17 protein-coding genes and 1 tRNA gene are annotated in these 16730 nt (G+C 71.7%); 6 read left to right on the top strand and 12 right to left on the bottom strand.

What is annotated here, in order from left to right:
• Positions 1-56: 56 nt before the first annotated feature.
• The 4 genes from ACGH7X_RS08420 to ACGH7X_RS08405 form a co-directional block, all read right to left on the bottom strand.
• Positions 57-1271 (bottom strand): acyl-CoA dehydrogenase family protein, encoded by a 1215-nt coding sequence (locus ACGH7X_RS08420; protein WP_399883161.1) that lies wholly within the window; start codon positions 1269-1271, stop codon positions 57-59.
• A 6-nt stretch (positions 1272-1277) separates the two neighbouring features.
• Positions 1278-2303: a phosphotransferase family protein gene (locus ACGH7X_RS08415; RefSeq protein WP_399883160.1), complete on the bottom strand. Its 1026-nt coding sequence runs from the start codon at positions 2301-2303 to the stop codon at positions 1278-1280.
• A gap of 124 nt (positions 2304-2427) precedes the next feature.
• The gene (locus ACGH7X_RS08410; RefSeq protein WP_399883158.1) at positions 2428-2760 is read right to left on the bottom strand and encodes a DUF202 domain-containing protein; all 333 of its coding nucleotides are present in this window, start codon (positions 2758-2760) and stop codon (positions 2428-2430) included.
• A gap of 2 nt (positions 2761-2762) precedes the next feature.
• Positions 2763-3155, bottom strand: coding sequence for a YidH family protein (locus ACGH7X_RS08405; RefSeq protein WP_399883156.1), 393 nt, complete (start codon positions 3153-3155; stop codon positions 2763-2765).
• 599 nt (positions 3156-3754) lie between these two features.
• Here ACGH7X_RS08405 and ACGH7X_RS08400 point away from each other — a divergent pair.
• Positions 3755-4957 (top strand): IS110 family transposase, encoded by a 1203-nt coding sequence (locus ACGH7X_RS08400; RefSeq protein ID WP_399883154.1) that lies wholly within the window; start codon positions 3755-3757, stop codon positions 4955-4957.
• 152 nt (positions 4958-5109) lie between these two features.
• On the opposite strand, the gene ACGH7X_RS08395 is transcribed toward ACGH7X_RS08400, so the two are convergent.
• Positions 5110-5619 carry an NUDIX hydrolase gene (locus ACGH7X_RS08395; protein WP_399883152.1) on the bottom strand — a complete coding sequence of 170 codons (510 nt, stop codon included), beginning with the start codon at positions 5617-5619 and terminating at the stop codon, positions 5110-5112.
• A 28-nt stretch (positions 5620-5647) separates the two neighbouring features.
• Positions 5648-6541, bottom strand: a complete 894-nt coding sequence (locus ACGH7X_RS08390; RefSeq protein WP_399883151.1) for a DMT family transporter — start codon at positions 6539-6541, stop codon at positions 5648-5650.
• 268 nt (positions 6542-6809) lie between these two features.
• Here ACGH7X_RS08390 and ACGH7X_RS08385 point away from each other — a divergent pair, with 268 nt between their 5' ends.
• The gene (locus ACGH7X_RS08385; RefSeq protein ID WP_399883149.1) at positions 6810-7760 is read left to right on the top strand and encodes a hypothetical protein; all 951 of its coding nucleotides are present in this window, start codon (positions 6810-6812) and stop codon (positions 7758-7760) included.
• A 44-nt stretch (positions 7761-7804) separates the two neighbouring features.
• Entirely contained in the window at positions 7805-9343 is a 1539-nt protein-coding gene (locus ACGH7X_RS08380) for an APC family permease (protein WP_399883147.1), read from the top strand.
• A 90-nt stretch (positions 9344-9433) separates the two neighbouring features.
• On the opposite strand, the gene ACGH7X_RS08375 is transcribed toward ACGH7X_RS08380, so the two are convergent.
• From ACGH7X_RS08375 to ACGH7X_RS08360, 4 genes are all read right to left on the bottom strand, one after another.
• Positions 9434-10537, bottom strand: a complete 1104-nt coding sequence (locus ACGH7X_RS08375; RefSeq protein ID WP_399883145.1) for an L-idonate 5-dehydrogenase — start codon at positions 10535-10537, stop codon at positions 9434-9436.
• Positions 10534-11295, bottom strand: coding sequence for an SDR family oxidoreductase (locus ACGH7X_RS08370; RefSeq protein ID WP_399883143.1), 762 nt, complete (start codon positions 11293-11295; stop codon positions 10534-10536). Before ACGH7X_RS08370 ends, ACGH7X_RS08375 begins: the two co-directional genes overlap by 4 nt.
• Positions 11296-11339: 44 nt before the next feature.
• Positions 11340-12737 (bottom strand): GntP family permease, encoded by a 1398-nt coding sequence (locus tag ACGH7X_RS08365; RefSeq protein WP_399883141.1) that lies wholly within the window; start codon positions 12735-12737, stop codon positions 11340-11342.
• 88 nt (positions 12738-12825) lie between these two features.
• Positions 12826-13353, bottom strand: coding sequence for a gluconokinase (locus ACGH7X_RS08360; protein WP_399883139.1), 528 nt, complete (start codon positions 13351-13353; stop codon positions 12826-12828).
• 137 nt (positions 13354-13490) lie between these two features.
• On the opposite strand from ACGH7X_RS08360, the gene ACGH7X_RS08355 reads away from it, so the two are divergent.
• The gene (locus ACGH7X_RS08355; protein ID WP_399883137.1) at positions 13491-14192 is read left to right on the top strand and encodes a FadR/GntR family transcriptional regulator; all 702 of its coding nucleotides are present in this window, start codon (positions 13491-13493) and stop codon (positions 14190-14192) included.
• 14 nt (positions 14193-14206) lie between these two features.
• Here the strand turns inward: ACGH7X_RS08355 and ACGH7X_RS08350 are convergent, their stop codons facing one another.
• Positions 14207-14581 (bottom strand): YchJ family protein, encoded by a 375-nt coding sequence (locus ACGH7X_RS08350; protein WP_399883135.1) that lies wholly within the window; start codon positions 14579-14581, stop codon positions 14207-14209.
• Positions 14582-14653: 72 nt separating this feature from the next.
• A tRNA-Leu gene (locus tag ACGH7X_RS08345) sits at positions 14654-14741 on the bottom strand.
• Positions 14742-14890: 149 nt separating this feature from the next.
• On the opposite strand from ACGH7X_RS08345, the gene ACGH7X_RS08340 reads away from it, so the two are divergent.
• On the top strand, positions 14891-16216 hold the full coding sequence (locus ACGH7X_RS08340) for a M20/M25/M40 family metallo-hydrolase (RefSeq protein ID WP_399883133.1): 1326 nt from the start codon (positions 14891-14893) through the stop codon (positions 16214-16216).
• Between the two features lie 168 nt (positions 16217-16384).
• Positions 16385-16618 carry a chaplin ChpH gene (chpH, locus tag ACGH7X_RS08335; protein ID WP_064727063.1) on the top strand — a complete coding sequence of 78 codons (234 nt, stop codon included), beginning with the start codon at positions 16385-16387 and terminating at the stop codon, positions 16616-16618.
• The last annotated feature ends 112 nt before the right edge of the window (positions 16619-16730 follow it).

Here is a 16730-nt window from a genome sequence, read left to right as displayed (position 1 = left end):
GCCCGTGAGGTGACGGGCCCCCGGAGCCGCGGAGGACCCCGGGGGCGCCGCCTCGCTCAGAGGTACTTCTTGATCTCCCGACGGGCCAGCGAGCGCTGGTGGACCTCGTCCGGACCGTCGGCGATCATCAGCGTCCGGGCGCCGGCGTACAGCTCGGCCAGCGGGAAGTCCTGGCTCACGCCGCCCGCCCCGTGCAACTGGATCGCCCGGTCGATGATGTCGACCACCGCGCGCGGCGTGGCGATCTTGATGGCCTGGATCTCGGTGTGCGCGCCCCGGTTGCCGACCGTGTCCATCAGCCACGCGGTCTTCAGCACCAGCAGTCGCAGCTGCTCGACGGTGACCCGGGCGTCCGCGATCCAGTTGTGGACGACGCCCTGCTGGGCCAGCGACTTGCCGAAGGCGTCGCGGGAGACCGCGCGGCGGCACATCAGCTCGATCGCCCGCTCCGCCATGCCGATCAGCCGCATGCAGTGGTGGATCCGGCCGGGACCGAGCCGGGCCTGGGCGATGGCGAAGCCGCCGCCCTCCTCGCCGATCAGGTTCGACACCGGCACGCGCGCGTGGTCGAAGGTCACCTCGGCGTGGCCGCCGTGGTAGTGGTCCTCGTATCCGAAGACCTGCATGGCCCGGTTCACGGTGACGCCGGGCGTGTCGCGCGGGACCAGCACCATCGACTGCTGGCGGCGGATGTCCTCGCCCTCCGGGTCGGTCTTGCCCATCACGATGAAGATCCGGCAGTCCGGGTTCATCGCCCCCGAGATGTACCACTTGCGACCCGTGATGACGTACTCGTCGCCCTCGCGCTCGATGTGCGTGGTGATGTTCGTGGCGTCCGAGGAGGCCACGTCCGGCTCGGTCATCGCGAAGGCCGAGCGGATCTCCCCGGCGAGCAGCGGCTGCAGCCACTGCTTCTTCTGCGCCTCGTCGGCGAACTGGGCCAGCACCTCCATGTTCCCGGTGTCCGGCGCGGCGCAGTTCGTCGCCGTGGGCGCGAGCTGCGGGCTGCGGCCGGTGATCTCGGCGAGCGGGGCGTACTGCAGGTTGGTGAGGCCCGCGCCGTGGTCGAGATCGGGCAGGAACAGGTTCCACAGGCCCTGGCGGCGGGCCTCGGCCTTCAGGTCCTCCACGACCTGCGGGGTGTCCCAGGGGGAGGCGAGGAGGGCCCGCTGTTCGTGCGCGGTCTGCTCGGCCGGGTGGACGTGCTCGTCCATGAAGGCGAGCAGCCTGGCGCGGAGTTCCTCGGTGCGTGCGTCGTACGCGAAGTCCATGGCGGTTCAGCCCTTCTGAAGGGTGGTCAGGCCGTGCTCGATGAAGACGGGGACGAGGTCGCCGATGCGGTCGAAGCCGGGGCCGACCGTCTGGCCCAGCGTGTAGCGGTAGTGGATGCCCTCCAGGATCACGGCGAGCTTGAACCACGCGAACGCCGTGTACCAGGCGACGGCGGACACGTCGCGGCCCGAGCGGGCGGCGTACCGCTCGATCAGCTCGGCGGGGGCGGGGTGGCCGGGGGCCCGGGCGGTGGTGGAGACGGGGGAGTCGGGCAGACCCAGCGGCATGCTGTACATCACCAGCAGGCCGAGGTCGGTCAGCGGATCGCCGAGGGTCGACATCTCCCAGTCGAGGATCGCCCTGATGTCGTCGTTCTCGCCGCCGATCAGGACGTTGTCGAGCCGGTAGTCGCCGTGCACGACCGTCGCGGCGGGGGAGGGGGGCAGCTGACGGCCGAGGGTGGCGTGCAGCTCGTCGATGCCGGCGAGGTCGCGGTCGCGGGATGCGTCGAGCTGCTTGGCCCAGCGGCGGAGCTGGCGGTCCAGGAAGCCCTCGGGGCGGCCGAAGTCCGCGAGGCCGACCTCCGCGGGGTCCACCGCGTGCAGGCCGACGAGGGTGTCGACGAGGTTCAGCACGGCGGCGCGGGTGCGCTCGGGGCCGAGGGGGGCGAGCTGTTCGGCGGTGCGGTACGGGGTGCCCTCGACGAACTCCATGACGTAGAAGGGCGCGCCGAGGACCTCCTCGTCCTCGCAGAGGAGCACCGGGCGCGGGACCGGTACGTCGGTGGGGTGCAGGGCGCTGATGACCCGGTGCTCGCGCCTCATGTCGTGCGCGGTGGCCAGGACGTGGCCGAGCGGGGGGCGTCGTACGACCCAGCGGGCGGTGCCGTCCGAGACCGCGTAGGTGAGGTTCGACCGGCCGCCCTCGATCAGCCGGCCGGACAGCGCGCCGGTCACCAGGCCGGGCCGCTCGCGGTCGAGCAGGGCGCGCAACCGGTCGAGATCGAGTCCGGGCGGGTGGTCGGGGCTCATCGTCGCTCCCTACGGCGGGTGAACAGTACCCGACTTATGATGCCGACCGGTCGGTATGCCGTCCAGTGGGTCGGCGGAACGTGATCGGTGTTACGGGCGGTCCGCGTGGCTCGCCCGCCCGGCCTCACAGGACGAGGAACGCCCCGCAGAGCGCGAGGGCCACGGTGCACAGGGCTGCCGCCGTGGCATGCGGCGGGGTGAGGGCGCGGGGGCGGTTCGCCGAGGCGAGGGTGCGGATGCGGCCGTGGGCGATGCGGAGGAAGGCCAGCCAGAGGGCGCAGCACAGGGCGGCCGCGAGCACCGAGGCGGGCGTCGCACCGCCGTGCAGCGCGGTCTTCGCGGCGAGTACGGCGACGACCGTGCCGGACAGGGTCGTACGGCGCCAGGCGAGCCGGGTGCGCTCGGGCTGGAGCCCGGGATCGCGGTCCGCGGGTGCCGGGTCGGCGGCGCCGCTCACGCTCAGCCCTCCCAGCCGGTGAGGACGACGATGACCATCACGACGGCGACCACGGCGACGACCAGGCTGAGCAGGGCCGGGAAGCGGGAGACGGGGAGGTTCTCGCCCCGGCGCATGGCGCGTTCGCAGCGCACCCAGTGGTTCACGGCGCGCAGCGAGCACAGCACACCGGCGGCGAGCAGCGCCAGCGCCAGCGCCACGCGCCAGCCCGAGCGCAGGTCGGGCAGGAACTGATCCACCGCGAACCCGCCGCCGATCAGGGCGAGGGCGGTGCGCAGCCAGGCCAGGAACGTGCGCTCGTTCGCCAGCGAGAACCGGTAGTCGGGGGTGCCGCCCTCCTGCCGGACCTCCTCGGGCGCGAACCACAGCCGGACGTTCCGCACAAATTCGATCACCTGGGGACCCTATCCGTCGCTCCCCGCGGATGCCTGCGGCGGCCTGTGCGGGTTCGGTGGGGGTGCGGGGTGCCTGCGGCGGCCTGTGGGGGGTGGGTGGGGGTGCGCGTAGCGCGGTGCGTTGTGGGTGGGTCGGTGCCGCGCCGGGGGGTGTCCGTCCTCGGAACGGCGCGGAATCGGTCGGCCACAGATGCGGGACGCGTTGACGCGCCAACCGCTGCGGGCGGACACCCCCCGACACGACCCCTTCCCGCCGTACGCGGCTCTCCGCCCGCCTCCCGCCGCCCGCGCCCGTCCGCCGTCCGCGGCTCTCCGCCGTAGCCGCGGGCAGTCGCCCCCGTTATGTTTTCCGCGGTCCTGCAAGAGGGCCGCTGGCCTCCGAGCCCGGCATGACTGTGTCCCCCTGTTGAACCGTATGACCTGGGGGGTGGTGTTCACCGGGCCCGAGAGGTGCCGTCGGAGACGCTGATGAGAGGTCCGGCCACCGTCCGGTCCGGTGCAATACCGGGCAGTTCACGGGCGGCAGGTCTGCATAACGTGGATGCGCGCGTACGACACCGATGCCCAGGCCAGCCGTGCCAAAGGAAGTGGAGAGCACGATGTTCGACACCGGCGACGTGGACGTCTTCCTCGGCCTGGACGTCGGCAAGACCGCCCATCACGGCCATGGACTGACCCCGGCCGGCAAGAAGGTCTTCGACAAGCCCCTGCCCAACAGCGAGCCGAAGCTGCGGGCCGTCTTCGACAAGCTGGCCGCGAAGTTCGGCACCGTCCTGCTGGTCGTGGACCAGCCCGCCTCTATCGGAGCCCTGCCGCTGACCGTCGCAAGAGACGCGGGCTGCAAGGTCGCCTACCTGCCGGGCCTGGCGATGCGGCGGATCGCCGACCTCTACCCGGGCGAGGCCAAGACCGACGCGAAGGACGCCGCGGTCATCGCGGACGCCGCCCGCACCATGCCCCACACCCTGCGGTCCCTGGAACTCACCGACGAGATCACCGCCGAGCTGACCGTCCTCGTCGGCTTCGACCAGGACCTCGCGGCCGAGGCCACCCGCACCTCCAACCGCATACGCGGTCTGCTCACCCAATTCCACCCCAGCCTGGAACGCGCCCTCGGCCCACGCCTGGACCACCAGGCCGTCACCTGGCTGCTGGAACGCTACGGCTCCCCCGCCGCACTGCGAAAAGCCGGACGCCGCAGGCTCGTTGACGGAGTCCGGCCCAAGGCCCCGCGCATGGCCCAGCGGCTGATCGACGAGATCTTCGACGCGCTCGACGAGCAGACCGTCGTCGTTCCCGGCACCGGCACGCTCGACATCGTCGTCCCGTCGCTGGCCCGCTCGCTCGCGGCTGTTCACGAACAGCGCCGAGCTCTGGAAGCACAGATCGGGCAGCTGTTGGAGAAGCACCCTCTTTCCCAGGTCCTGATCTCGATGCCGGGGATCGCGATCAGGACCGCTGCCACCTTGCTGGTCACCGTCGGCGACGGCACCAGCTTCCCCACCGCCGCCCACCTGGCCTCCTACGCCGGCCTCGCACCCGCGACAAAGTCGTCGGGAACCTCGATCCACGGCGAACACGCACCACGAGGCGGCAACCGGCAGCTCAAACGCGCGATGTTCTTATCCGCGTTCGCCGCCCTGCACGATCCCGCCTCCCGGACCTACTACGACCGATGCCGAGCCAGAGGAAAGACCCACACGCAGGCTCTTCTCCGCCTCGCCCGACAGCGGATCAGCGTGCTGTTCGCGATGCTCCGAGACGGCACTTTCTACGAACACCGAACCCCACGCCTCGCTTGACGAAAGACATAGAGGCACCCCCCCCCCGCAACTGCGGGCAGTCGTGCCGCTGGGGCGGCACGGGTGGGCGCAGCGGCACCCGGCAAGCGCCGGTCCGCGTCACCCACCCCCGGCCCGCACCCACGCCGGGTGCGAGCAAGACGCCGGACCACTCACCCCCGCCAAGCCCGCAGCCGCGCATACGCCGACAAACCGTCCGGCACGAACTCCCACTCCCCGAGCCGTCGCTCCAGCTCCGCCTCCGGCAGGAACCCGTGCCAGGCCACCTCCTCCACCTGCGGAGCTACCGGCCCCTCGCAGCACACCTCGTACACCGCCGACCACCAGGTCCGCCCGGCGCCGTCGTCGTACAGGAACTTGAAGAGGAACCGCGGCCGCGGCAGCCCGCTCACCCCCAGTTCCTCCTCCGCCTCCCGCAGCGCCGCGTCGTCGTAGGACTCGCCCGCGCCCACCACCCCGCCGACGAACATGTCGTACAGGGAGGGAAACACCAGCTTCGTCGCCGTGCGGCGGTGGACGAAGACGCGCCCCTCGGGGTCCCGGGCCCACACGAACGCGCAGCGGTGGCGCAGCCCCCGTGCGTACACGTCGCCCCGTGGGGCCCGGCCGACGACGCGGTCGTTCTCGTCGACGATGTCGAGGATCTCGTCAGCAGCGCTCATGCCCGCCATCCAAGCAGCGTCCGGCCCCTCAGCGCCGTTGCAGGGCCCGCTCGCGCCCGCTCTCGCCCGTGCCCTGCGGCATCGCCGGGTGCATGCCCAGCAGGACGATGCCCGCCACGACGGCCGCGAGACCGCCCGCCTCCCACGCGAGGGCCCCGGTGTCGGTGCGCAGCCGGTCGCCGAGGAAACCGACCCCGCAGGCGATGCCCGCGAGCGGCTGGGCCGCCGTCAGGGCGGGCAGCGACCTGCGCAGGGGCGCCGTCTCGAAGGCGCTCTGGACCAGGACCAGGCCGGTGACGCCGAGCACCACCACGGCGTACGGCTGCCAGCCCGTCAGGAGCTCGGCGAAGCCACCCGCGGAGAAGCGCCGGCCGCTGACCCGGGTCAGCGCGTCCTGCACCCCGTACAGCAGCCCGGCGGCCAGGGCCAGCAGCATCGGGCCCCAGGTCAGCCGGAAGCGGCCGGCGCACAGCGTGAGCAGGAGGGACAGGCCCAGCATCACGCCGACGATCAGCCAGTGCCGCACCGGGTCGGTCACCGCGCTGCCGCCGAGCGGCTCGCCGGCCAGGATGAACGCGCTCACCCCGCCCGCGAGCAGCGCGAGGCCGGCCCAGCCCTGGCGACCCAGTGGCTGCCTGGTCTGTATGCGGGAGAGGGCGAGGGCGAAGAGGAGGTTCGTCGCCAGGAGCGGCTCGACGAGGGTCAGTTCACCGCCGCCCAGGGCGATCGCGCCCAGCACCATGCCGGCCACCATCAGCCCCATGCCGGCCAGCCAGCGCGGCACCCGCACCAGGTCGAGCAGGAGGCGGGGCGAGAGGAAGTCGCCCAGCGGAGCGCGCTGGGCCGCGTTCTGCTGGAGGACGAAACCGAAGCCCAGACAGCATGCGGCGCTCACGGCGAGAACCAGAACCAGAACCGACACGCTGCGTACCTCGATCGTCAGTCGGGTCACGGGGTGCGTCGGGCACGACTCTAGTGCGGGCGGGTGCCGGGTGCCGGGCGAGTGGCGCATTCGGGGTGGAGGAGAGGTCGAGTGCGGCCACAAGTTCCCCTGGTGTCGCACGAGTTGACGCGTGTAACGCAGCGATGCCACTTGACGTCAAGCCTTGGCTGCCGGTTTGCTGTGCGTGACCAGTTCATGGCAATCCGGCTACGACGACCTACCGCGTCGCGTGAGGAAGTTTCCCGCGGTGTCCCCACCCCCGCCCTCCCTCGGCCGCGGCCGCAAACGCGCGGCCCAGGCCTTCGACGAGGCCCTCGACGACGCCGAACTCGTCGCCGCCCGTGCCGCGTTGGCCCAGGGGCGATGGCAGTCCGTCCGCTCCCTGCTGGTCCACACGGGTGACGACTGGGACCGCCGCGGGCACCGGGTGGCCGTACTCGCCAAGGAGCCCCACTGTGCTCCCTGGGCCCGCGAGTGGCTGCTCGCCGAACCCGACTCCGCCGACGCGTCGGTCCTGCTCGCCCTCGCTCTGGTCCACCGCGCCCTGCGGGGCAAGGAGAAGCCCGCGCGGGTCCGCGAGGCGTGCCGGGCCGCCGCCGCCCTCGTGCCGCACGATCCCACGCCCTGGCTCGGCCTGCTCATGCTGGAGCGTTCCCTGGGCGCCGACGACGAAGTCGTCCGCGTCTTCGACGAGGTGCGAGCACGGTACGCCGACCACCACCACGCCCATCACCTGATGGTGGCCCGGCTCGCCGAGCGCGGCGGCGACGGCGGCCCCGACCCGCTGCACGAGGTGTACGACTTCGCCAACTGGGCCGCCGAGCAGGCCCCCGCCGACTCCCCGCTGGCCATCCTCCCGGTCGTCGCGCACGCCGAGCGCTACCGCGTGCTGGCCGCCGCCGGGCAGGAGTCCCCCGACCCCGCCGCCTCCGGCCACTGGGTCGGCCGGCGCGCCCGGCTGGTGATGAAGGCGGCCTTCGACTGGTGGCTGGAGTGGGAGCAGGACGGCCACCCGCGCCGGCTGATCGACCTGAACTTCCTCGCCCACGCCAAGTCCTGCGAGGGCCGCGGCGCCGAGGCCGCCGCCCTCTTCCACCGCATCGGCGAGCATGCCACGCCCGCCCCGTGGTCGTACCCGGACCGCGACCCGTTCTCCGCCTTCCGTGCCGCCCGCGCCGGCGCGCTCGGCACGGTCTGACCGCCCCGACGACACGACGCACACGGAAAGAAGGACGTCCTGCGATGACAACGGGCAGTTCGAAAACGAGCAGATCCGCGAGCGGTGGCGCCATCAGCACCTTCAAGGGCGAGGAGCGCGCGCTGCGCGCCGACCGGCTGGGCACGGGAGGACTGCTCCTGTCCGTGCTCGCCGCCACCGCCCCGCTGATGGTGGTCGCGGGCGTCATGCCCACCACCTTCGCGGTCATGGGCATCGTCGGGCAGCCCCTGCTCTTCGTGGTGCTCGGTGTGGTGCTGATCCTGTTCAGCGTCGGCTACGCCGAGATGAGCCGGCACGTCCACAACGCGGGCGCCTTCTACGCGTACATCTCCCGCGGACTGGGCGGCACCGCGGGCGCGGGCGCCGCGCTGGTCGCGCTGGTCGCCTACAACGCCCTCCAGGTCGGCATCTACGGCATCTTCGGCTTCGAGGTGTCCGGGCTGCTGTCCACCTACGCCGACCTCGATGTAGCCTGGTGGATTCCGGCCCTGCTGGCCGTGCTCGCGGTCGGCGCGCTGGGCTGGCTGAAGATCGACGTCAACGCGCGCGTGCTGGGCGTGCTGCTGCTCATCGAGGTCGTCCTGGTGGTCGTCTTCGACATCGCCGCCGTCGCCGACCCGGGGGCGCAGGGGCTGTCGCTGCACGCCTTCAACCCGGACACGCTGACCGGTGCCGGGGTCGGGACCGCTCTCTGCTTCTGCATCGCCGCCTTCCTCGGCTTCGAACAGGCGCCCGTGTACGCCGAGGAGACCAGCCGCCCGCACGTGCTCGTCCCGCGTGTCATGTTCCTGGCGGTGGGCGGGGTCGCGGTCTTCTTCGCGCTCAGCAGCTGGGCCCTGACCGTGGCCACCGGGCCGGACCAGATCGTCGGCACCGCGCAGGAGCAGAGCGCCGGGCTGCTGTTCTTCCTGACCGAGTCACGGCTCGGCGGCACCTTCACCGACGTGCTGCACGTGCTGTTCGTCACCGGCATGTTCGCCGCCCTGCTCAGCTTCCACAACGTCGTCGCCCGGTACGCCTTCGCCATGGGACGCGAGGGCCTTCTGCCCGCCGCCTTCGGACGGACCAGCGGGTCCAGCGGAGCCCCGGGCACCGGTTCGCTGCTCCAGACCGCCGTGTCCGCGGTCGTGGTCGTCGGGTTCGCCGTCGCCGACGACAAACCGCACGGCGACCCGACGCAGCCCGTGCTGCACCTGTTCACCTGGGGCGGCAACATCGGTGCCCTCGGCGTGATCGTGCTGATGGCCGCGGCCTCGTTCTCCGTCGTCGCCTTCTTCGTCCGGCGCGGCGCCGCGGGAGCCCAGGGCGTGCGCCTGGTCACCTCCGCCGTCGCGGGCGTCGCCCTGCTGGTGATCGCCGGTTACACCGTCAAGGACTTCGACGTCCTCGTCGGCGCGGGACCCGGCTCCGCCCTGAGCTGGGTGCTGCCCGGCATCATCGGCCTCGCCGCGGTCGCCGGCGTGGTCCAGGGCCTCGTCCTGCGCTCGCGCGCACCCGAGCGGCACGCCCGTATCGGCCAGGGCAACGAGGCGTTCCAGCTGGACAAGGCCGCGTCCTCCTGAGCCGGACGGGGGCGCGCACGCAGGTGGTGTGAGCGGGTCCGGGGCGGCGCGGACGACAGCGCCCTCCCGGACCGCCTCCCCCGGTGACGGTCAGGCGGCGGGCTCCGCGTCGAAGTCCAGCAGCACCTTGCAGGAGCGGCTGCGGTCCGCGGCCAGTTCGAACGCCGACTCCGCGTCCCGCACCGGCACCACCGCGCTGACCAGCGCGTCGAACGCGGGCTCGGCCGCGAGCAGCCGCAGCGCCTCGTCGAACTCGCCGTCGAAGCGGAACGCCCCGCGCAGCTCGATCTCCCGGCTCACCACCAGGTTCCCCGCGAAGGGGCTCTGCCCGGGCGGCAGCATGCCGAGCTGGACGACCACGCCACCGCGCCGGACCAGGCGCAGACAGGTGTCGAGACCCGCGGCCACCCCGGACGCCTCGATCGCCGCGTCCACTTCCACCGGCCAACCGGAGTCGGCCGGGTCGTCGGCCCGTACGAGGGTGCCGGCGCCGGCGGCACGCGCGTACTCCAGGGCCGCGGGCAGCAGGTCCGTCACCGTCACGTGCGCCGCGCCCGCCGCCTTCGCCGCCGCGACCACCAGGCAGCCGATCGGCCCGGCGCCGGTGACCAGCACGTGCCGGCCGCTCAGGTCACCGGCCCGGCGCACGGCGTGCAGGGCGACGGAGAGGGGTTCGGCGAGGGCGGCACGGCGGGGTTCGAGGCCGGCCGGGAGGGGGCGCAGCTGTTCGGCGGGGACCACGATCCGCGCCGCGAAGCCGCCCTGGACGTGCGGAAAGCGGGCCGCGCTGCCCAGGTATCGGGTGTCCCGGCAGACGTTGCGCCGCCCGTCCACGCACTCCGGGCACACCCCGCACGGGGTCGCCGGGTGCACCGCGACGAACGTACCGGGGGCCGGGCCCGGCGGGTCCGTGTCCGACGGGTCCGCGTCCGGCCGGTCCGGGTCCGGCTTCAAAGAGCCGTACGCCAGGACCGTTCCGACCACCTCGTGCCCGAGCAGCATCGGCTCCCTCAGGTGGAAGTCGCCGACGCCGCCGTGCCGCCAGTAGTGCAGGTCGGAGCCGCACACGCCGCCGTAGCGGACGGCGACCAGCGCCTGGCCCGGACCCGGAAGGGGGACGGGAACGTCCTCGACCCGCAGATCGCCCGCGCCGTGGATCACACAGGCCTGCGCGGAAGCCTCCCCGGCGCTCACAGGACGCTCGTCATTCCGCCGTCGACGTACAGGATCTGTCCGCCGACGAAGTCCGCGGCGGGCGAGGCGAGGAACAGCAGCCCGCCCACCAGGTCCTCCGTACGGCCCCAGCGGCCCGCCGGAGTGCGCCGGCGAACCCACCCGCTGAACTCCTCGTCCTCGACGAGGGGCCGGGTCAGCTCGGTCTCGATGTAGCCGGGACCGAGTCCGTTGACCTGGACGCCGTACGGGCCCCAGTCCGCGCACATGCCCTTGGTGAGCATCTTCAGCGCGCCCTTGGTGGCCGCGTAGGGCGCGATGCCCGGGCGGACCACCTCGCTCTGCAGCGAGCAGATGTTGACGATCTTGCCGTGGCCGCGCTCCGTCATCCGGCGCGCGGCCTCCCGGCCCACCAGGAAGGCGCTGGTGAGGTTGGTGTCCAGGATGCGGTGCCAGTCGGCGTCCGCGAACTCCAGCAGGGGCGCTCGCAGTTGCATGCCGGCGTTGTTGACCAGGATGTCGAGCGGACCCACCCGCTCCTCGACCTCCGCGATCCCGGCCGCCACGGACGGACCGTCGGTCACGTCGAACACCGCCGTGTGGACCTCGCCGGGCAGGTCGGCGGCGGCCTTGGTGAGGCGGTCGCCGTCCCGTCCGTTCAGGACCACCCGGCAGCCGGCCTCCGCGAGGCCCCGGGCCAGGGCCAGTCCGATGCCCCGGCTGGAACCGGTCACCAGGGCGGTGCGCCCGCCGATGTCGAAGAGGGGGTGAGCCGTCATCGTCGTACTCCTCTGTGTCCCGTAGTGTCCCGCCGGCCGGGCGGCTATATGACCAGGGACAACAGCAGGACCAGGCCACCGGCGACCACCGAGATGATCGTCTCCATGACGGACCAGGTCTTGATGGTCTGACCGACGTTCAGGCCGAAGTACTCCTTCACCAGCCAGAAGCCGGCGTCGTTGACGTGGCTGAAGAAGAGCGAGCCCGCGCCGATGGCCAGGACCAGCAGGGCGGCGTGCGTGGTCGACATGTCGGCCGCGAGCGGCGCGACCAGACCGGCCGCCGAGACGGTCGCCACGGTCGCCGAACCGGTCGCCAGCCGGATCACCACCGCGATCAGCCAGGCCAGCAGCAGCGCCGGGATCGACCAGTCCTTGGAGATCTCCAGGATCATCTGGCCCACGCCCGAGTCGATCAGCGTCTGCTTGAAGCCGCCGCCCGCGCCGACGATCAGAAGGATGCCGGCGATGGGCGCGAGGCCCTTCTCCACCAGGCCCGACAGCCGGTCCTTGCCGAACCCGGCGGGCCGCAGCAGCGTGAAGATGCCGACGATCACGGAGACCAGCAGGGCGATCAGCGGGTTGCCGATGACGTCGAAGGTGCGCTGCACCACGTTCTCGGGGTCGTCGATGATGATGTCGACGAGGGCCTTGAGCAGCATCAGCACGACCGGCAGCAGGATCGTGGCCAGCGTGGCACCGAAGCCGGGACGCTTCTCCAACTCCTCGGAGGCGCGCTGCGGGGTCATGCGGTCGGGGGCCGGGACGTCCACCCAGCGGGCCGCGTACTTCGAGAACAGCGGACCGGCGATGATCACCGTCGGGATGGCGATCAGCACGCCCAGCGCGAGGGTCACGCCGAGGTTGGCGTCCACCGCGTCGATGGCGACCAGCGGGCCGGGGTGCGGCGGGACCAGGCCGTGCATCACGGACAGACCGGCGAGCGCCGGGATGCCGATCCGCATCAGGGAGTAGTTGCCGCGCTTGGCGACCATCAGCACGACCGGGATCAGCAGGACGATGCCGACCTCGAAGAACAGCGGCAGTCCGATGACGGAGGCGATCAGCACCATCGTCCACGGCATGGAACGCGGGGTCGCCTTGGCGAGGATGGTGTCCACGATCTGGTCGGCGCCGCCGGAGTCGGCGAGCATCTTGCCGAGGATCGCGCCGAGGGCGATCAGGACGCCGACGCCCGCGACGGTGGAGCCGAGCCCGGCGGTGAAGCTGGTGATGACCTTGTCCAGCGGCGCCCCGGCGAACGCGCCGAGCGCCAGTGACCCGATGGTCAGCGACAGGAAGGCATGCAGCTTGAACTTGGTGATCAGCAGGACGATGACGGCGATGCCCAGGAGCACGGCGATGCCCAACTGGGCATGACCGGCCGAGGTGATCGGCTCGACGGTGTCCGCTGCCAGCATCTCGACGCTGAGTCTGGTCACGGTGGTTCCCTTGCGGTGATGGGGATTCGGGGGAGATCGGGGCCGTGCGCGCGGGAGGCGGCACGACCCCGGGGGAGGGTGCAGGGGGTTACTGGACCGGCTCGGGAAGACCCTTCAGGGCGTTCATCGCCCGTTCGGTGATCTCCTCGGGGGTGCCGGCGACGTCCACCGCGACTCCCGCCTCGTCCGGCTGGAGGGGCTGGAGCGTGGCGAACTGGGAGTCCAGCAGGGCCGTCGGCATGAAGTGGCCCTTCCGGTGCGACATCCGGTCCTCGATCAGTTCACGGCTGCCCGTGAGATGCACGAAGACGACACCGGGAGCGGCGGCCCGCAGCCGGTCGCGGTACGACCGCTTCAGTGCCGAACTGCTCACCACCCCACCCAGCCCGGCACGCCCGTGAGCCCAGCCGCCGATGGCGTCCAGCCAGGGCCGGCGGTCCTCGTCGGTGAGCGGGGTGCCGGCCGTCATCTTGGCGACGTTGGCCGGTGGGTGGAAGTCGTCGCCCTCGGCGTAGGGAACGCCGAGCCGGGCCGCGAGCAGGGGGCCGATGGTGGTCTTCCCGGTGCCCGCTACGCCCATGACCACGACGACGTGGGGGGTGTGCAGTCGCTGCATCGCACTCTCGCTGTCTGCTGTCTTCGTCGACACATGATGTCGACGTAACTGAAACCCATTAGGTACGACGACTTCAAGAGTCTGTGACATATAAGTCTGACTTTTTATTCCCGTGACCTGCCCCGTACGCTGAGTGCATGAGCACACCGGGCCGGGGCCTGCACGGCCGCGTACTTGACACCCTCGGCCCCGCCATCACAGCGGGCGAATACCCCGCGGGCAGCGTTTTGCGCACGGACGAACTCGCCCAGCGTTTCGAGGTGTCGCGCTCCGTGATGCGCGAGGCGGTCCGGGTGCTGGAGTCCATGCACCTCGTCGAGTCGCGCCGCCGCGTCGGCGTCACCGTCCTGCCCGAGTGCGAGTGGAACGTCTACGACCCGCAGGTCATCCGCTGGCGCCTGGCCGGCACCGAACGCCCCCGGCAGCTGCGCTCCCTCACCGTGCTGAGATCGGCGATCGAACCCGTGGCGGCGGGCCTGGCGGCACGCCTCGCCACGGCGGAGCAGTGCGCCGAGCTGACCGAGTGCGCGCTCGGCATGGTCGCCAACTCACGCGGTCACCGGCTCGAGGAGTACCTCTTCCACGACGTGGCCTTCCACCGCGTCATCCTGACTGCCTCCGGCAACGAGATGTTCGCCCGGCTCGGCGGCGTCGTCGCCGAGGTCCTGGCCGGCCGCACGCACCACGACGTGATGTTCGAGGACCCCGACCCGGCCGCCGTCACCCTGCACGTCCAGGTGGCCGAGGCGGTCCGCGCGCGGGACGCCGAACGCGCGGAGGAGCTGACCCGGGAGATCACCGTGGGGGCACTCCAGGAGCTGGACATCCTGGCGCCCTGAGCGCCGGGGAAGCGTCAGTCGAGGAAGTCCCCGTCCACGTACACCCACGCCCCGTCCACCCGCGCGAACCGGCTCCGCTCGTGCAGCGAGCCACCCCGGTAGGACGCCCGGAACGTCACGGTCCCGGCGGAGTGGAAGGCGGACCCGTCGCTCGCGCCCAGGATCTCAAGCCCGGTCCACCGCGTGCCCGGGTCGAGGTCGAGGCGCGCGGGTCGCGTCCCGGGGTGCCAGGTCCGCAGCAGGTACCCCGCGTCCAGGCGCACGAAGGCGCTGTAGCGCGAGCGCATCAGGGCCTCGGCACTCGGCGCCGAGGCCGCCCCCGAGTGGAAACGGCCGCAGCACTTCTCGTACGGGCCGGACAGTCCGCAGGGGCAGGAACGCGTCGTCATGGCGGCCATTGTGCCCGCTCGCCGAACTGTCTCGGGAAAAGCAGAAGACCCCTGCTCGGCAGGGGTCTCGACTGGTGTCCGAGGGGGGACTTGAACCCCCACGCCCGATAAAGGGCACTAGCACCTCAAGCTAGCGCGTCTGCCATTCCGCCACCCGGACAAGGTGTGTGTCGTGCGGGTCTCTCCCCGCGGCGACGACGTAAACATTACCAGGCTTTCCGGGGTGGCCGATCACCCCCTTCTTGGGGACGGACGCCGGGCGGGAGAGTATGAGGGGGACCCACCAGCAGTGACAGCGGGAGGAACCACGTGAGCGACTCGGGCACGGCCAGGAGCGTCACCGGCGAGGACGAGGTCGTCGACCTCTGCCGCGAGCTGATCCGGATCGACACCAGCAACTACGGCGACCACTCGGGGCCGGGCGAGCGCAAGGCCGCCGAGTACGTCGCCGAGAAGCTCGCCGAGGTGGGACTCGAACCGAAGATCTTCGAGTCCCACCCCGGACGCGCCTCCACGGTGGCCCGGATCGAGGGCGAGGACCCGTCCCGGCCCGCGCTGCTCATCCACGGCCACACCGACGTCGTCCCGGCCAACGCGGACGACTGGACCCATCACCCCTTCTCCGGGGAGATCGCCGACGGGTGCGTGTGGGGGCGCGGCGCGGTCGACATGAAGGACATGGACGCGATGACCCTCGCGGTCGTCCGCGACCGGCTGCGCAGCGGGCGCAGGCCGCCGCGGGACATCGTGCTGGCGTTCCTCGCCGACGAGGAGGCCGGCGGCACGTTCGGCGCCCGTCACCTGGTCGACAACCATCCCGACCTCTTCGAGGGCGTCACCGAGGCGATCAGCGAGGTGGGCGGCTTCTCCTTCACCGTGAGCGAGCAGCGCCGCCTGTACCTGATCCAGACGGCCGAGAAGGGCATGCACTGGATGAAGCTGACCGTGGCCGGTACCGCCGGGCACGGCTCGATGATCCACCGCGACAACGCCATCACCGAACTGTCGGAAGCCGTCGCGCGCCTGGGCCGGCACAAGTTCCCCGTCCGCGTCACCAAGACCACCCGGGCCTTCCTCGACGAACTGGGCGACGCGCTCGGCACCGAGCTGGACCCGGAGAACATGGAGGGGACGCTCGCCAGGCTGGGCGGCATCGCCAAGCTCATCGGCGCCACCCTGAGCAACACCGCCAACCCGACCCAGCTGAACGCGGGTTACAAGGTGAACGTGATCCCCGGCGAGGCCACCGCGAACGTCGACGGACGTTTCCTGCCCGGGCACGAGGAGGAGTTCCTCGCCGACCTCGACCGGATCCTGGGGCCGAAGGTGCGGCGCGAGGACGTGCACGCCGACAAGGCCGTCGAGACCACCTTCGACGGCGCGCTGGTCGACGCGATGCAGTCCGCCCTGGTCGCCGAGGACCCGGCCGCGAAGGCGATCCCGTACATGCTCTCCGGCGGCACGGACGCCAAGTCCTTCGACGACCTGGGCATCCGGGGCTTCGGCTTCGCGCCGCTCAAGCTGCCGCCCGAGCTGGACTTCGCGGGCATGTTCCACGGCGTCGACGAGCGGGTGCCGGTGGACGGACTGCGGTTCGGTGTACGGGTGCTCGACCGTTTCATCGACGCGTCCTGATTCGCCCCGGAGAAACGCGACTTCCGCACGCGACGGTAATCGACCGCGCGTGCGGAAGGGGGCCGGGAAGAGTGAATGCGCTCATAAGCTCGTAGCCTCATTACTCCCTCCTCGTTACAGGTGATGCGATCGGCAATTTGGGATCGCGTTTGCCAACTAGGAGGAACAATGCTCAAGAAGGTCGTCGCCGCCGCGGCTGCCACCGGTGGTCTGGTTCTCGCGGGCGCGGGCATGGCCGTCGCCGACTCCGGTGCACAGGGTGCCGCCGTGCACTCGCCCGGCGTCCTTTCCGGCAACGTCGTTCAGGTTCCCGTGCACGTGCCGGTGAACGTCTGCGGCAACACGATCTCCGTGATCGGTCTGCTGAACCCCGCCTTCGGCAACGCCTGCGTCAACAAGTGACGTTGTGCCTCGCCCCATGAGGGTCTGAGTCCGCCGGCCCCGGAGCGCACGCCATGCGCTCCGGGGCCGACGGCCTTTCGAGGGACCCTCGGGGCGGGGGAACGACGGCAAG

This window comes from Streptomyces sp. BBFR51 (assembly GCF_044591655.1).
Taxonomy (GTDB): Bacteria; Actinomycetota; Actinomycetes; order Streptomycetales; family Streptomycetaceae; genus Streptomyces.
The sequence above is the reverse complement of the archived record's forward strand: the minus strand, read 5'-3'. Positions and strand labels throughout refer to the sequence as shown.

Excerpts from the sequence above, each read along its gene's own strand:
- ACGH7X_RS08360 (WP_399883139.1), bottom strand. The coding sequence starts at position 13,353 with ATGCAGCGACTGCACACCCCCCACGTCGTCGTGGTCATGGGCGTAGCG.
- chpH (WP_064727063.1), top strand. The coding sequence starts at position 16,385 with ATGCTCAAGAAGGTCGTCGCCGCCGCGGCTGCCACCGGTGGTCTGGTT.
- ACGH7X_RS08355 (WP_399883137.1), top strand. The coding sequence starts at position 13,491 with ATGAGCACACCGGGCCGGGGCCTGCACGGCCGCGTACTTGACACCCTC.
- ACGH7X_RS08370 (WP_399883143.1), bottom strand. The coding sequence starts at position 11,295 with ATGACGGCTCACCCCCTCTTCGACATCGGCGGGCGCACCGCCCTGGTG.
- ACGH7X_RS08415 (WP_399883160.1), bottom strand. The coding sequence starts at position 2,303 with ATGAGCCCCGACCACCCGCCCGGACTCGATCTCGACCGGTTGCGCGCC.
- ACGH7X_RS08400 (WP_399883154.1), top strand. The coding sequence starts at position 3,755 with ATGTTCGACACCGGCGACGTGGACGTCTTCCTCGGCCTGGACGTCGGC.
- ACGH7X_RS08380 (WP_399883147.1), top strand. The coding sequence starts at position 7,805 with ATGACAACGGGCAGTTCGAAAACGAGCAGATCCGCGAGCGGTGGCGCC.
- ACGH7X_RS08395 (WP_399883152.1), bottom strand. The coding sequence starts at position 5,619 with ATGAGCGCTGCTGACGAGATCCTCGACATCGTCGACGAGAACGACCGC.
- ACGH7X_RS08420 (WP_399883161.1), bottom strand. The coding sequence starts at position 1,271 with ATGGACTTCGCGTACGACGCACGCACCGAGGAACTCCGCGCCAGGCTG.
- ACGH7X_RS08350 (WP_399883135.1), bottom strand. The coding sequence starts at position 14,581 with ATGACGACGCGTTCCTGCCCCTGCGGACTGTCCGGCCCGTACGAGAAG.